The sequence below is a fragment of the Agromyces salentinus genome, from assembly GCF_009749395.1.
Classification (GTDB): Bacteria; Actinomycetota; Actinomycetes; order Actinomycetales; family Microbacteriaceae; genus Agromyces; species Agromyces salentinus.
In genome coordinates this window covers 1-13,615 of the sequence record NZ_WBIR01000019.1, presented here as the reverse complement: position 1 = coordinate 13,615, position 13,615 = coordinate 1, and the positions used below count along the sequence as shown (strand labels likewise).

General features: G+C 71.6%; 12 protein-coding genes. 4 read left to right on the top strand and 8 right to left on the bottom strand.

Translation table 11 applies throughout. The features are described 5' to 3' along the window. Positions 1-2 precede the first annotated feature (2 nt). Both GQQ95_RS15770 and GQQ95_RS15765 read right to left on the bottom strand, forming a co-directional pair. A complete protein-coding gene (locus GQQ95_RS15770; protein WP_157428576.1) occupies positions 3-1,577 on the bottom strand; it encodes a hypothetical protein in 1,575 nt (524 codons plus the stop codon). Further along, on the bottom strand, positions 1,553-3,610 hold the full coding sequence (locus GQQ95_RS15765; protein WP_246205585.1) for an ABC transporter ATP-binding protein: 2,058 nt from the start codon (positions 3,608-3,610) through the stop codon (positions 1,553-1,555). The genes GQQ95_RS15770 and GQQ95_RS15765 overlap by 25 nt, the downstream gene beginning before the upstream one ends. A 242-nt stretch (positions 3,611-3,852) precedes the next feature. On the opposite strand from GQQ95_RS15765, the gene GQQ95_RS15760 reads away from it, so the two are divergent. Then, the gene (locus GQQ95_RS15760; protein WP_157428575.1) at positions 3,853-4,545 is read left to right on the top strand and encodes a phosphocholine cytidylyltransferase family protein; all 693 of its coding nucleotides are present in this window, start codon (positions 3,853-3,855) and stop codon (positions 4,543-4,545) included. A gap of 72 nt (positions 4,546-4,617) precedes the next feature. Here the strand turns inward: GQQ95_RS15760 and GQQ95_RS15755 are convergent, their stop codons facing one another. After that, entirely contained in the window at positions 4,618-5,166 is a 549-nt protein-coding gene (locus GQQ95_RS15755) for an ECF transporter S component (RefSeq protein WP_170297096.1), read from the bottom strand. A 76-nt stretch (positions 5,167-5,242) separates the two neighbouring features. Between GQQ95_RS15755 and GQQ95_RS15750 the strand changes: the two genes are divergently transcribed. From GQQ95_RS15750 to GQQ95_RS15740, 3 genes are all read left to right on the top strand, one after another. Then, positions 5,243-6,055, top strand: coding sequence for an ABC transporter permease (locus tag GQQ95_RS15750; RefSeq protein ID WP_157428650.1), 813 nt, complete (start codon positions 5,243-5,245; stop codon positions 6,053-6,055). Then, a complete protein-coding gene (locus tag GQQ95_RS15745; RefSeq protein ID WP_157428573.1) occupies positions 6,055-6,798 on the top strand; it encodes an ABC transporter ATP-binding protein in 744 nt (247 codons plus the stop codon). Before GQQ95_RS15750 ends, GQQ95_RS15745 begins: the two co-directional genes overlap by 1 nt. A gap of 86 nt (positions 6,799-6,884) precedes the next feature. Beyond that, positions 6,885-7,916 (top strand): hypothetical protein, encoded by a 1,032-nt coding sequence (locus tag GQQ95_RS15740; RefSeq protein WP_157428572.1) that lies wholly within the window; start codon positions 6,885-6,887, stop codon positions 7,914-7,916. On the opposite strand, the gene GQQ95_RS15735 is transcribed toward GQQ95_RS15740, so the two are convergent. From GQQ95_RS15735 to GQQ95_RS15715, 5 genes are all read right to left on the bottom strand, one after another. Then, on the bottom strand, positions 7,909-9,204 hold the full coding sequence (locus tag GQQ95_RS15735) for a CDP-glycerol glycerophosphotransferase family protein (protein ID WP_157428571.1): 1,296 nt from the start codon (positions 9,202-9,204) through the stop codon (positions 7,909-7,911). The two genes, GQQ95_RS15740 and GQQ95_RS15735, sit on opposite strands and share 8 nt — an antisense overlap. 88 nt (positions 9,205-9,292) lie before the next feature. Beyond that, positions 9,293-10,138: a glycosyltransferase family 2 protein gene (locus GQQ95_RS15730; protein ID WP_157428649.1), complete on the bottom strand. Its 846-nt coding sequence runs from the start codon at positions 10,136-10,138 to the stop codon at positions 9,293-9,295. Positions 10,139-10,220: 82 nt separating this feature from the next. After that, complete coding sequence (locus GQQ95_RS15725) at positions 10,221-11,030, bottom strand: CDP-alcohol phosphatidyltransferase family protein (RefSeq protein ID WP_157428570.1); 810 nt, start codon at positions 11,028-11,030, stop codon at positions 10,221-10,223. A 5-nt stretch (positions 11,031-11,035) separates the two neighbouring features. Next, complete coding sequence (locus tag GQQ95_RS15720) at positions 11,036-12,091, bottom strand: glycosyltransferase family 2 protein (RefSeq protein ID WP_246205583.1); 1,056 nt, start codon at positions 12,089-12,091, stop codon at positions 11,036-11,038. A 137-nt stretch (positions 12,092-12,228) separates the two neighbouring features. After that, positions 12,229-13,615, bottom strand: a 1,387-nt coding sequence (locus tag GQQ95_RS15715; protein WP_157428569.1) for a S1C family serine protease, incomplete at its 5' end; no start/stop codon positions are given.

Here is a 13,615-nt window from a genome sequence, read left to right as displayed (position 1 = left end):
AGTCAGGCGCGCAGCGCCGCGCCCAGGATCTCGGGTCCGCGCCGGTCGAAGATCCGGCCGCCGGCCAGGATGCCGACGACGAGCACGATGATGCCGGCGGCGGTGCCCGCGACGAACGACAGGACGTGCCAGCGCACGTCATCGGTGAGGCCGAGGTAGGCGAACCAGACCGCGGGCGCGGCGACCAGCGTGGAACCGAGCATCGTGAACGACTGCACGAGCGCCGAGACCGTTCCCGTCGACTGCGGCTGCTGGAACGGGGAGTCCCCGGGCTTCACGGCCGGGTACGGCAGCCATGCGGAACTGATCGATCCGATGCCGAGGCCGCCGAGGAGCAGCGCCGTACTCACGCCGATGAGCGAGGGGAGCACCGTGTCGTCGTCGAGCGCCAGCAGGGTGAGCGCGGTCCCGACGGCGATCACGAGCAGGCCGCCGAGGATCACCGGCACGAGTCGGCCGAGACGGTCGGCCGAGCCGCGCACGCCCGACACGACGTGGAGCCAGACCGCGGTGCTGTCGTACGCCGTGTCGTTGTGGAGGGTCCAGCCGAGCAGCAGGCACACGAGCGGCACCGGGATCAGCGCGGTCACGCCGAGCGGGAAACCGGCGAGGGTGAGCGGCACGAGCACGAGCACGGGCACGAGCGGCAGCATCACGAGCGACACCCAGTAACGCGCATCCCGGCCCCAGTAGGTGAAGCTGCGGGCCGCGATCGCACCCGCCGGGGTGTGCGGCAGGCGATCGAACCAGCCGAGCCCGCGGTACTGCTTCGCCGACGCCTCGCGCCCGGGCGTCACCAGCATGCGGGCGACCAGCGCGCGCCAGGCCAGCCACACCAGCCAGAGCGATGCCGCGGCGATGAGCAGCTTCAGGATGGCGGCGCCCCAGGCGCCGGCGGCCGCGTCGCCGGGCACCGCGAATGCGGCGCCGAGCGGGGTCCAGCCGAGCACGCCGGCGATGCCCTCGAGCACGAGGAGGCCGCTCGTCGCCCAGTCGAGGCTCACCAGCACGACGATCACGGGCGAGGCGAGCACGATCGCCACGATGCCGAGCACGCCGCCGATCTCCTTCGCCCGCCGCGTCGCGAGCAGCAGCGACGCGATCGACGTGGTGACCCGTGCGAGGAGGAGGCACGTCGCGAAGGCGAGGGCCGCGCCGAGGATCGCGAGGAGCGTCTCCCCCACTCCCCTCGACCACGTGACGACCGTGCCGAGCAGCACGATGCCCAGGACGGCGGCCGGGATGCCGATGGCGGCCGCGAACGAGAGGCCGAGGGCGAGGGTCCGTTCCGGCAGGCCGAACAGCGCGAACCGTCGCGGATCCATCGTGTCGTCGACCCCGAACAGCAGCGGGAGGACGATGAACCCGAGCATCGTGAGGCTGCCCGCCACGACGAGGCCGTCGCGGATGAGGGCGACGTCGTCGACCGTGCGGAGACCGACCAGCCCGAGGAACAGCAGCACCGCGACGCCGAACCCGTAGAGGAGTCCGAGTGCGAGGCCCACGACCTGCCATGGGCTGCGCTGGAAGATGTTGCCGAGCAGGCGCAGTTTCAGTCGGAGAAACTGTGCAACCATTCCATGCCTTCCGCTGCCTTGCGCCCGCCGGCGAGTTCGACGAATCGGTCTTCGAGCGTCTGCCCGGCGCGCACCTCATCGAGGGTGCCGGATGCGAGGACGCGACCGCCGACGATGATCGCCGCCGAATCGCAGACCCGTTCGATGAGGTCCATGCCGTGACTGGAGAGCACGACCGTTCCCCCGCCCGCGACGTAACGTTCGAGGATGTCGGTGAGGTTCGCGGCCGACACGGGGTCGACGGATTCGAACGGTTCGTCGAGCACGAGCAGGCGCGGCGCGTGGATCATGGCGCAGGCCAGTGCGATCTTCTTCGTCATGCCGGCGGAGTAGTCGGCGACGAGTCGGTCGACCGCGTCGTCCAGGCCGAAGGCCGCGATGAGGTCTGCGCTGCGCTCGCGCACCGTGCGGTTGTCGAGCCCGCGCAGCGTGCCGGAGTAGGAGAGCAACTGCGCGCCGGTGAGCCGGTCGAAGAGACGCAGGCGGTCGGGCAGCACGCCGGTCGCACGCTTCGCGGCGAGCGGATCGGCCCACGCGTCGATGTCGTTGATGCGCACGGTGCCGGCGTCGGGACGCAGGAGCCCGGTCACCATCGACAGGGTCGTGGTCTTGCCCGCTCCATTGGGGCCCACGATGCCGTAGAAGGAGCCGGCTCGCACGTCGAGCGAGATGTGGTCGACCGCGGTGTTGCCGCCGAACTGCTTGACGAGCCCGTCGATCGTGAGCACGCGCGGCGCGTCGGCGGGCGGCGCCGCTCGGGCGACCCGCAGGGTGCGCTTCTTGCGCGGCGACGACTTCTGCGGAGCGGCGATCACGGAGACGGCGACGTCGTGAGAGCCCGCGGGATCGACCTTGGGCGACGCCGTCGTGGACGCCGCCGCAACGACCGGGGCCGCCGCAACGGCCGCCGCGACGACCGGCTCGGGCTCGGGCGCCGGCTCCGGGACGACGACCGGCTCGGGGGCGGGGACGACGTCCGGCTCGGGCGTCGGCTGGGGCTCGGGAGCAGGTGCCGGGATCGGCTCGGGCGTCGGGACGACGAGCGGCTCGGACGCCGTCACCGATGACTCGGCGCCGGCCGGCCGTGCTGCCGGCCCGGCGGGCGGCGTCACGGCACCGGCAGCGCCGGCTGCAGGAGCGCCGGACGCGGCAGCCGCAGCCCCGGCGGCTGCCGCGCCCTTCGTGATGCGAGACGTGCCCCGCGAGGTGGACTGGCGGGCCGGAACGCGCTCGGTCGTCGTCTCGTCGACCGCGTCGTCGACCGCCGGTGCCGCGGTCACGGCCTCGTCGATCGGGGCGCTGCTCGGGGAGGGCGCCGCCGACGGCTTGCGCGGAGCGCGCTCGGCGGCCGTGGTGTCGGTGGTCATGGAGGCCGCGACGCGCTGCGTCTGGCGCTTCTTCGCGGCGTCGGATGCCGCGCGGCTGCGTGCGCTCGGCGCATCGGCCTTGGCCGTGGTGCGCGTGGCACGTGCGCTCTTGGCCGCGGTGCTGCGCGCCGATGCGGCGCCCGCCGAGGCCTCGCGCGAGGCCGGCGTGCGCTTGGAGGCGGGAGCTGCTGCGGGCTCGGCACCCGTGGCGGCCCCGGTCGCCTCGGCTGCGCCCGTCTCGGCCTTCGACCGGGATCGCGGAGTCGCCGGCTTCGCCGCGCCGGTCTTCGGGGCGGAAGTCTTCGACGCGGCCGGCTTCGAGGCGGCCGACTTCGCCGTGGCGGTCTTCGTCGCGGCGGATTTCGATCCGGCCGACGCCGACACGCGCTTCGCTCCTGCCGCGGTGCCCGCCTGGGCGGACGTCTCGTCGACCGGCTCGGCCCCAGTCGGAGAGTCCGCGGCCGGCGCGGCGGCGGCCGTCTTGGGCGTCCCCGTCCTGGTGCCGGAGGCCTTCGCGGCCGGCCGCTTCGCCGCAGGCTGCTTGGCCGACGTGCCGCCTGCTGCCGTGCCGGGGCGCGCGACTGGCGCGGCCCCCTCGGCAGACACCCCCGTGCCCGTGCCTTCGGGAGTCTCGTCGTCGTGTTCGGAGCGCGAAACGGAAGTCACCAAGACAACCTACCAACCTCCGTCACCCCAGCGCGTCCCCTCGAGGCGGAGGCCGGCTGGGGATTCCCTGTACGCCGGATCACGATCCGACTACGACCGACGACCCGTTCAGGCGGATGTAACCCCCGCCCGCTACGCTGGTGAACGGCATAACGGTGTGTCTTCAACAGATCTTCCGGATGAACCGCATGTAAATTCTCGACACGAGGGCTCGCGGCATCCGAACCATCGAAGGAGCAGTAATGACCACCCAGATCGTGATTCTGGCAGCCGGCATGGGGAGCCGGCTCGGACGATCCCTCCCCAAGCCGCTCACCGAACTCAGCGACGGCCGCACGATCATGCGCCAGCAGTTCGACAACGTCGAGCACGCGTTCGGCGCCAACGCCACCGTCACGATCGTCGTCGGCTACAAGCTCGAGCACATCATCGAGGCGTTCCCGCAGGCGTCCTTCGTCTACAACGAAGAGTACGACCAGACGAACACCTCGAAGTCGCTCATGCGTGCGCTGCAGGCCTCGCAGGCCGGCGGCGTGCTGTGGATGAACGGCGACGTCGTGTTCGACCCGCGCATCCTCGACCGCGCACTGCCCTACATCGCCCGCGACCAGTCGTTCGTCACGGTGAACCACGCGAAGGTCTCCGACGAAGAGGTCAAGTACACGATCAGCGCCGAGGGCTACGTCAAGGAGCTCTCGAAGACCGTGAAGGGCGGCCTCGGCGAGGCCGTCGGCATCAACTACATCTCCTCGCGCGACAAGGCTGCGTTCCTCGCCCACCTGCGCCGCGTCGACGACCAGGACTACTTCGAGCGCGGGCTCGAGCTCGCCATCGAGAAGAACGGCCTGCTCATCGAGCCCATGGACATCTCCGACCTCTACGCGGTCGAGATCGACTTCGCCGAAGACCTGGAGCGGGCCAACCACTTCGTGTGATCACGATGGGCGCTGCATCGCAGCACCACAGCAGTGAAGAGCGGATGCCGGGCGGCATCCGCTCTTCGCATGTCAGGGCGCGCTCGCACCGGCCTGCGCGACGCCCGCGCGCGCGAGCCTTGCCGCGATCAGCCGGCCGATCCAGGTGAACAGCACGGGGCTCGCCACCCACAGGGGCAGCGCGATCGCCCACGCCCACACGGCGTAGTGCTCGGCCCCGAGCGCGAAGAACACGCCGACGGCGAGCACGACGCCCGAGAAGACGGCGGCGATGTAGAACATCCACGGCTGCCACCTGCGGTAGGCGGTGATGAGGAACGGGAGTTCGATGAGGGCGCCGACGAGCAGCCCCGTGCCGACGAAGCGGCCGATCCACCAGGGGGCGAAGATCGCGCCGACGAGCCCGGCGATGACGCCGGCGAGGACGGCGGTGCCCGGCCGCTTCAGCAGGGCGAGCGCCACGATGCTCGGCAGGAAGTGGGCGCCCACCGTCACGCCGTAGAAGAGGGGGCCGAAGGCCGCGAAGGCCGCGGCGAGGTAGCCGGATGCCCCGGCGACGAGTCCGCCGCCGACGCCGATGGCCGCACAGCTCAGCAGGACACGGGTGGTTGTACGCCGCACGACGCTCCTCTCAGGTGGCGCCGCGGGCGGCACCCCTACAAATCTACCGTCGCACGGCATCTACGATGAGATCGTGATGAGCACCACCTCGGTCGCGTACGGCGACGCCCACCCGTTGCAGCGCACCCGGTGGTCGCGCTATCGGCACGCGCTCTGGCTCCTCACCACCCGCGACCTGAAGGTGCGCTACTCGACGTCCGCGCTCGGCTACGTGTGGTCGGTCCTCGATCCGCTCGTGATGGCCGGCATCTACTGGTTCGTGTTCACGCAGGTGTTCCAGAAGCCCGTCGGCACCGAGCCCTACATCGTGTTCCTCCTGTCGGCGCTCCTGCCGTGGATGTGGTTCAACGGTGCGGTCTCGGACTCCACTCGCGCATTCCTGAAGGACGCGAAACTCGTGCGGTCCACGATGATCCCGCGCACGATCTGGGTGAACCGCCTCGTGCTCTCGAAGGGCATCGAGTTCGTCCTCGCGATTCCCGTGCTCGCACTGTTCGCGATCCTCGCGCAGGCCCAGGTGTCGTGGCAGCTCGTCTACTTCCCACTCGCGATCGTGATCCAGGCCGTGCTGACCGCCGGCGTGGCGCTCATCGTGGCTCCGCTCGTCGTGTTCTTCCGCGACCTCGAGCGCGCGGTCAAGCTCGTGCTGCGCTTCCTCTTCTACGCCTCGCCGATCATCTACGGCGCGACGGACCTTCCCGAGGGGCTGCAGTTCTGGGCGGCCTTCAATCCGCTCACGGGCATCTTCGGCCTCTACCGCGCCGGGTTCTTCCCCGACCAGCTGATCTGGTTCGAGGTCGCCATGAGCGCGGTCATGTCGGCCGCATTCCTCGTCGTCGGGCTGCTCGTGTTCCGCGGCAGCGTGCGCCAGGTGCTGAAGGAGATCTGATGGCCGAGACCTATGCGATCCGCGCCGAGGGCCTCGGGGTCCGGTTCCGGCGCAACCGGCGCGGACGACGCTCGTTCAAGGACCTCCTCTCCGGCCGGCGCCGGCGCACGCGCCCAGACGAGTTCTGGGCGCTCCGCGACGTGTCGATCACGGTGCGCCCCGGCGAGGCGATCGGCGTCGTCGGGCGCAACGGCCAGGGCAAGTCCACGCTGTTGAAGCTCGTCGCGGGCGTGATGATCGCCGATGAGGGCACGGTCGAGGTGACCGGCGGCGTCGCCCCGCTCATCGAGATCACCGGCGGCTTCGTCGACGACCTGACCGTGCGCGATAACGTCTACCTCACGGCCGGCCTGCACGGCATGACCCGCCCGCAGATCGATGCGAAGTTCGAGGAGATCCTCGAGTTCTCGGGCGTCGGGGCGTTCCTCGACACCCCGTACAAGCACCTCTCCAGCGGCATGAAGGTGCGCATCGCGTTCGCAGTCATCTCGCAGCTCGAGGAGCCCATCCTCCTCGTCGACGAGGTGCTCGCGGTCGGCGACAAGGCGTTCCGCGAGAAGTGCTACGCCCGCATCGAGGAGCTGCTCGCGGGCGGCCGCACCATGTTCTTCGTCTCGCACAACGAGCGCGACCTGCGCCGCTTCTGCACTCGCGGGCTCTACCTGGACAAGGGCGTCGTCCAGTTCGACGGCCCGATCGACGAGGTGCTCGACCGCTACAACTCCGACCACGGCACAGCCTGATCGGCGTCGTTAGCACGTCTCCACGGCCCTGTCCACGGGCCCGTCGCTGGCCGCACCGCTCCAGCACCGTCACGTATCATCGCCGCATGCCCGAGCGCGTGCACAAGATCACCTCCATGGGCGGGTCCGCGCCCTCCGACGCGTCGTCGCCGCCCGACGCGTCGTCGCCGTCCGACGCATCCCAGCCCGATGGCGCTCGCGCCGACGCGCCGCGCGGTTCTGGCCTCGACCGCGGGATCGACACCGTGCTGTCGATCCAGCGCCCGGTCGTCCTCGCCCACATCCGCAGCATCCGTCGGCGGGTTCCGGATGCCTCGCCCGAGCACCTGGTGCGCGTCCTCGAGCGCCGCTACCTCGCCGCCGTGACGACGGGCGGCGCGGCCGTGGGCGCCACGGCCGTGATCCCGGGCATCGGCACGGGAGTGACCCTCGCCCTGTCGGGCGCGGAGACCGCCGGCTTCCTCGAGGCGACGGCGCTGTTCGCCCAATCCGTCGCCGAGGTGCACGGCATCCCGGTCGAGAACCCCGAGCGGGCCAGGGCGCTCGTCATGACGCTCATGCTCGGACGCGAGGGCGTCGACCTCGTGCGCCAGTTCGCCGGGCAGGCGGGCGGGCGCGGCGTCGCGCGCGACGCGTACTGGGGCGAGGTCATCACCAACGGACTCCCCCGCGCGCTCGTCGGGCCCGTCGCCGACCGTCTCCGCACCTCGTTCATCCGGCAGTTCGCCGTCCGCGGCGGTGCGGGCATCATCGGCAAGGCCCTCCCGTTCGGCATCGGCGCCGCGATCGGCGGAACCGGCAACCACCTCCTCGGGCGCAAGGTGCTGCAGCAGTCGCGGCTGGCGTTCGGGCAGGCGCCCGCGGTGCTGCCGCCGGTGCTCGAGCCCGGGGACGCTCCGACGCTCGTCCATGCGGCGACCGCCGGGCTCACCCGCGCCGGTGCCGCCGTGGGTTCGGTCGCCGTCTCGACGAGTCGCGGGCTGCGCGAGGTCACCGCGAGGGCGCTCCGGCGCAAACGCCGCGGGGATGACGACCCCGCGCTCGAGGCGACGGCGGATGCCGCCGACGAGGCGGACGTCGACGGCCCCGGAAGGCCCGGGGCGACGCCCGTCAGCTGAGCGGTTCGACCTCGTCCTCGTCGGCCTCGACGTCGTGCTCGTCGATCTCGCCGTCGTCGGCGTGCAGCGCGGCGAACCGCTCCCATTCCGCCATGAGGTGGTCGACCGCCGCGTGGAACCTGGCGGTCGTCGCCCCGGGGGTCGTGTCCCCGAAGTAGCGCGTGACCCAGTGTCCGAGGCGGGCGAGGGCAGCCTCGTCGTGCGCGACCTCGTCGACACGGGCGACGGCGCCCGCGGGATCGCTCGCCTCGAGCCACTCGCACGCCTGCAGGTATCCGGCCGTGTCGATCTGCGCGGCCGGGTTGACCGGGCGCGTGATGAGCAACGGCTTGCCGGCGGCGAGCCGGTCGTAGACCATGGCGGAGATGTCGACGACGGCGACGTCCGCCGCGGCGAGCTGCCAGCCGAGCAGGGCCCCGTCGTCGTAGACGTGCTGGGCGGACGGGTCCGCCGCGTTGGCCGCCGCGATGGCGGAGATGATGGCACGGTTGGCAGCGGCGTAGTCGGGGTCGACGACCCCCGAGCGCGGATGCGGACGGTAGATGACCCGGTGCCGGCCGGTGGCGAGCAGGCCCTTCACGAGGTCGACGCCGTGCGAGGCGATCGACCCGTAGGCGGCCGCCGCGCGGTCGCCCTCCCAGGTGGGGGCGTAGAGCACGACCTCGCGTTCATCCGGCGTGTAGGGCAGCGTCGTGCCGTCGAGGTAGTGATCGGCCTGCGGGCGGCCGATGGGGATGGCACGCTTGTCGAAGTCGTAGTCCCAGAGCACCTTCTCGAGGCGGGAGCGCGCGGCGTCGCCGGCGATGAGCGCGTAGTCGTAGGCCTTGAACTGGTTGGTCGTCATGTACATCTTGTCGGATTCGCCGTGGTTGATGAACACGTGCCAGCGTCGTCCGTAGCGCATCATCTGGAAGTTCTTCGCGTTCTGGTTCACGTAGAAGATCACGTGCAGGTCCTGCTCGTGGACCACGCGCTCGAGGTCCGCGACGCGGCGCACGTACGCGACCGGCAGGGGCGATTCGTCGAGCAGCTTCAGGGCCGCACCGGAGGCGCGGCTGAGGATGAGCACCGGATGCCGCTCGGCGAGCGTCGCGAGCGGCGCGTACCACTGGCGCAGCTGGTACAGGTTGACCTGCCCGTCGGCGAAGTACACGCCGACCCGGAAGCGATGCGGTTCGAGGACCGCCTGGTCGGCCAGCTTGTCGACGAGCGACCGCTGCGCGCGCCGCGACCACATGATCTCCTTGGCCAGCTTGACGGCCCGGCGTGCGTCTCTTCTCAATCCCACCCACCAAGGGTAGCGAGGGCCGACTGGGCGCGAGCCCGGCACCCGCCGCCCCGCGGCGACCGAGAGGCGATCGTTACCGGCCGCCGCGTCAGACGATCGGGGGGCGCCCGGCGCGGGTCATCCGCCAGACCGTGCGCCAGCTCATCGCCCGACGAGTGCCGGGATCCTCGCGCCATCCGGCACGCCACCCGCCGAACCACGCGCGCAGCGCGGCCGGCTGCCGTGCCCAGCGCAGCACCTGGATGGCGGTCCACGAGCCCACGTAGAACGGCACCAGTGCGTACGGCAGGTTGCGCCGCGCGAGCCAGACGCGGTTGCGGGCGTTGAGCCGGTAGTAGTACGCGTGCCTGGCCGGGTCGATGACCGGATGCGCCGCCTCGAGGTCCCCCGCGTACCAGGCGATGTGGCCCGTGTTCCAGACCCGCCAGGCGAGCTCGATGCCCTCGTGGGCGTAGAAGAACGGGTCGGCCCAGCCGCCCGCGGCGTCGAAGACGCGACGCGGCAGGAGCACGGCACCCTCCCAGCAGGAGAACACCGGGCTCGAGTGCGCGGGATCGCCCTTGCGGATCCGCGGGATCCACCGTCGCGGCGAGACGAGCCCGGTCGGGTCGACCACGCGGGGCTGGATGAGGCCGAGCTCGGGCCGTTCGGCCAGCATGCGGCATCCGTCGCCCAGGAAGCCCGTGCTCGGCAGGAAGGCGTCGTCGTCGAGGAAGAAGAGCACGTCGCCCGCGACCTCGGGCACGCCGCGATTGCGACCCGCCGGGATGCCCAGGTTCTCGGGCAGGTGGAGCGTCTTCACGCCTGCGGGCAACGGCGGCTCGGCGGTCGCCGGATCCCATCCGTTGCCGACGCAGACCACGTCGACCTCGACGCCGCGCTGGTCGAGGACGCTCCGGATGCCGCGAGCGAGGTCGTCGGGACGCGTGCCCATGGTGAGCACCACGACCCCGACCCGGGGCGGGACGCCGCCCCTCGGGCGGGGCTCCTCGGAGTCGGCGGCCGGCGGCCCTGCCTCAGGACCGGACACGGCGGGAGGCCATGATCGCCACGAAGTGCCCGATCACGGCGAGGATCGCGAGCGGCAGCAGCGCCGCGAGCACGACGCGGTCGACGAGCGGTTGCCCGAAGACGAGCCCGACGAGCGCCGCGGCGAACGCGATGAGCGTGAGTTCGACCGAGTGGTAGAGGCGGTGGAACGGCAGGAACCTCGCCGCCCTGCGGAGCTTGGCCACGAGCCCGCCGCGCGGGGCGCTCTCGCCGTGCGTGTCGGCGAGCTTGGTGAGGCCGGCGTTGGCGCGGGCCACGTGCACCATGTCGTTCAGCGCCTTGTTCAGCACGATGACGAGCGCGAGGAGCGCGGCGATGGTGGTCCAGAGGAAGTCCGCCGGGAACTCGAGGGGGTACGCCGCCGCACGGACGCCGAGGGCGAGCGGGATGAGGGCCTCGGTCGTGTAGTGGCCGACCTTGTCGAGGAACACGCCCGCGGGCGAGGACTTGCGGCGCCACCGTGCGACCTCGCCGTCGCAGCAGTCGATGAGCATCTGCAGCTGCCCGAGCACGACCGCGAGCAGCGGACCCCAGATGCCCGGGATGAGCAGTGCCGCCGCCGTCGACCAGCCGGCCAGGATCATGAGGCCGGTGACGCCGTTGGCGGAGATCGGGGTCTTCAGCAGCCACCACGTGAGGTAGGGCGAGAACCGGCGCAGGTACAGCGAGGCGCTCCAGTGCTCGGCGTTGCGCCGACCACGGACCTCGGGCGGCTGCGTGACGGCGCGGAGCTCGGCGATGCTCGCCGGCCTCGCGTGCGGGTCGATGCGCGACATCCGTGTCACCTTCCCGTGTGCTCGGCGATGTTGCTCGTCAGCGAGAGATAGCCGGGCACGAAGCCGGCTCCCCAGAAGACGTGAATGCATGGCAAGACTACGAGAAACCAGAGCGCGGTGCGCACACCGTGTCCGCGGGCGTAGAGCAGGGTCGCGAGAACCACGAAGAGCACGTAGACCGCTGGGATCGCGAAGCCGAGGAGCAACCACGGGGTCTCCCCGAGCGCAGCCTGCACGATGCCGATGACGCCCAGCACGAGCCCGAGGAACACGCCGACGACCATGACGGGCGGTACGAAGTAGCGGATGCCGCTGGCACCCGGGAATCGACGCGCGAGCTCTCCGCGCCAGAGGCCCGTCGAGAACATCTGCCTCGCGAGGCGTTCGAGCGTGGCGCGCGGACGGTAGGTGACCGCGAGCGCCGGCGTGAACCAGACGGTGCCGCCGTCGGCGCGGATGCGGCGGTTCAGCTCCCAGTCCTGCCCACGCTTGATGCGCTCGTCGAAGAGCCCGACCCGGAGCAGCGCCTCGCGGCGGAAGACGCCGAGGTAAACGGTGTCCGCCGGCCCCTCCTCGCCTCCGACGTGGAACGAGCCGCCGCCGAGGCCGACCTTCGTCGTGTACGCCAGCGCGACCGCCTGCTGGAACGGCGTGATGCCCTGCGCGTCCATGATGCCGCCGACGTTGTCGGCACCCGTGCGCTCGAGCACCTCGACGGCGACGCGTGCGTAGTCGGGCGGCAGCATCGAATGCGAGTCCACGCGCACGATCACGGGGTACACCGCGGCCAGGATGCCGATGTTCAGCCCGGCCGGAGTCGAGCCGACGGCGTTCTCGAGCACCCGCACGCGGGCGTCGCGCGTGGCGAGGTCGGCGACGAGTTCGGAGGTGCCGTCGATCGACGGACCGAGGGCGATCAGGACCTCGACGGGCCCCTCGTAGTCCTGCGCGAGGATCGACTCGACCGCCTCGCGCACGTGCGAGGCATCGTTGAGCACGGGCATCACGTACGAAACGCCGACGAGCGGCGACGTGGTCGCCTCGTGGTGCTGGTCGGGCATGTTCCTCACTCGTGATCGGGTCGATCGAGCCTAGCAGCCGGCACCTGCGAACCCGCGGCGGCGCCGGGAGCGGGAACGCCGACGGCGGTGCCCGGCCCAGTGGGCCGGACACCGCCGTCTGGTCGGATCAGCCGGGCTCAGCCCTCGAAGGTGCCGAGCGTGACCTCCGTCGTCTGCGACTCGCCGTCACGCGTGAACGTGAGGGTGGCCTTCGAACCGCCGGGCAGTGCCCGAACCTGTGCGGTGAGGTCGGTCTGGTCGGTGATCGGGACGCCGTTGAACTCGGTGATCACGTCGCCCTGCTGCAGCCCGGCGTTCGCCGCGGCGCCGCCCTCGGCGGGGGCTTCCGCGATGAGGGCGCCGACCATGTCGCTGCCCTGCGCGGCCTCGGCCGACGTCACCGATGCGCCGAGGAGCCCGTGGGTCGCGGCGCCGCTGTCGATGATCTCCTCGGCGATGCGCTTGGCGAGGTTCGAGGGAACCGCGAAGCCGACGCCGATGTTGCCCGACTCCGCCGAGGACCCGGTCGAGAGGATCGCGACGTTGACGCCGATGAGCTTGCCCTCGGAGTCGACGAGCGCGCCGCCGGAGTTGCCCGGGTTGATCGCGGCATCCGTCTGGATGACGGGCAGCGACACCTGGCTCGTGGGAGCCTGCTGCTGCGGCGCCTCGCCGCCCTCACCCTCGGGGAGGTCGAAGAAGAAGTCGAACGGGCTCTCGGAGCCGCCCTCGCCGCCGTCGCCCTGCTCGCCCTCGCCGTCCTGCTCGCCCTCGGTCGAGTCGTCGGGCGTGCTCGGCGCAGCCGAGGATGCGACGTCGATCGACCGGTTGAGGGCGCTCACGATGCCGTTGGTGACCGTGCCGGAGAGCCCGAGCGGCGCGCCGATCGCGATGGCCGTGTCGCCGACGTTGAGCTCGTCGGAGTCCGCGAACTCGAGCGGGGTCAGGCCGGAGGCGTCCTCCAGCTTGATGACCGCGAGGTCGGACAGCGGGTCGGTTCCGACCACGGTCGCCGCGTACAGGTGGCCGTCGGCCGTCTTGACCTGGATGCTCGGCTCGGCGATCTCGCCGTCGAGCGTCACCACGTGCGTGTTCGTGAGCACGTAGCCGTCGTCGGAGAGGATGATGCCGGAGCCGGTGCCGGCGCCGTTGCTGCCCGAGACCGCGATCGTGACCACGCTGGGGCTCGCCTTCGCGGCGACCGCGGTGATCTGGTTCACCGAGTCGGTGTCGTTGACGACGATGTTCTGGGCGTCGGCCGTGTTGCCCGCCGTGGTGCCCTGGTCGTTGCCGTCGACGAGCGCGTAGATGCCGGCGCCGGAGGCCCCGCCGATGAGCGCAGCTGCCACGAGGGCCGCGGCGACGCCGAAGCCGACGCGCCGGCGCGGCTTCTCCTGGCCGGCGACGGCCGGGCCGGTCGCGCCGGGCTGGTACGGGGGAACGCCCGCGACGGGCTGGGTGGGCTGCGCGTCGGGCCGCGGGCCGCCGAAGGCGGGCGGCACCTGGCCGGGCTGCGGCTGGGCC

Coding starts and splice junctions, on each gene's coding strand:
- GQQ95_RS15770 (WP_157428576.1), bottom strand. CDS start 1,577: ATGGTTGCACAGTTTCTCCGACTGAAACTGCGCCTGCTCGGCAACATC.
- GQQ95_RS15760 (WP_157428575.1), top strand. CDS start 3,853: ATGACCACCCAGATCGTGATTCTGGCAGCCGGCATGGGGAGCCGGCTC.
- GQQ95_RS15750 (WP_157428650.1), top strand. CDS start 5,243: ATGAGCACCACCTCGGTCGCGTACGGCGACGCCCACCCGTTGCAGCGC.
- GQQ95_RS15745 (WP_157428573.1), top strand. CDS start 6,055: ATGGCCGAGACCTATGCGATCCGCGCCGAGGGCCTCGGGGTCCGGTTC.
- GQQ95_RS15740 (WP_157428572.1), top strand. CDS start 6,885: ATGCCCGAGCGCGTGCACAAGATCACCTCCATGGGCGGGTCCGCGCCC.
- GQQ95_RS15730 (WP_157428649.1), bottom strand. CDS start 10,138: ATGGGCACGCGTCCCGACGACCTCGCTCGCGGCATCCGGAGCGTCCTC.
- GQQ95_RS15725 (WP_157428570.1), bottom strand. CDS start 11,030: ATGTCGCGCATCGACCCGCACGCGAGGCCGGCGAGCATCGCCGAGCTC.
- GQQ95_RS15720 (WP_246205583.1), bottom strand. CDS start 12,091: ATGCCCGACCAGCACCACGAGGCGACCACGTCGCCGCTCGTCGGCGTT.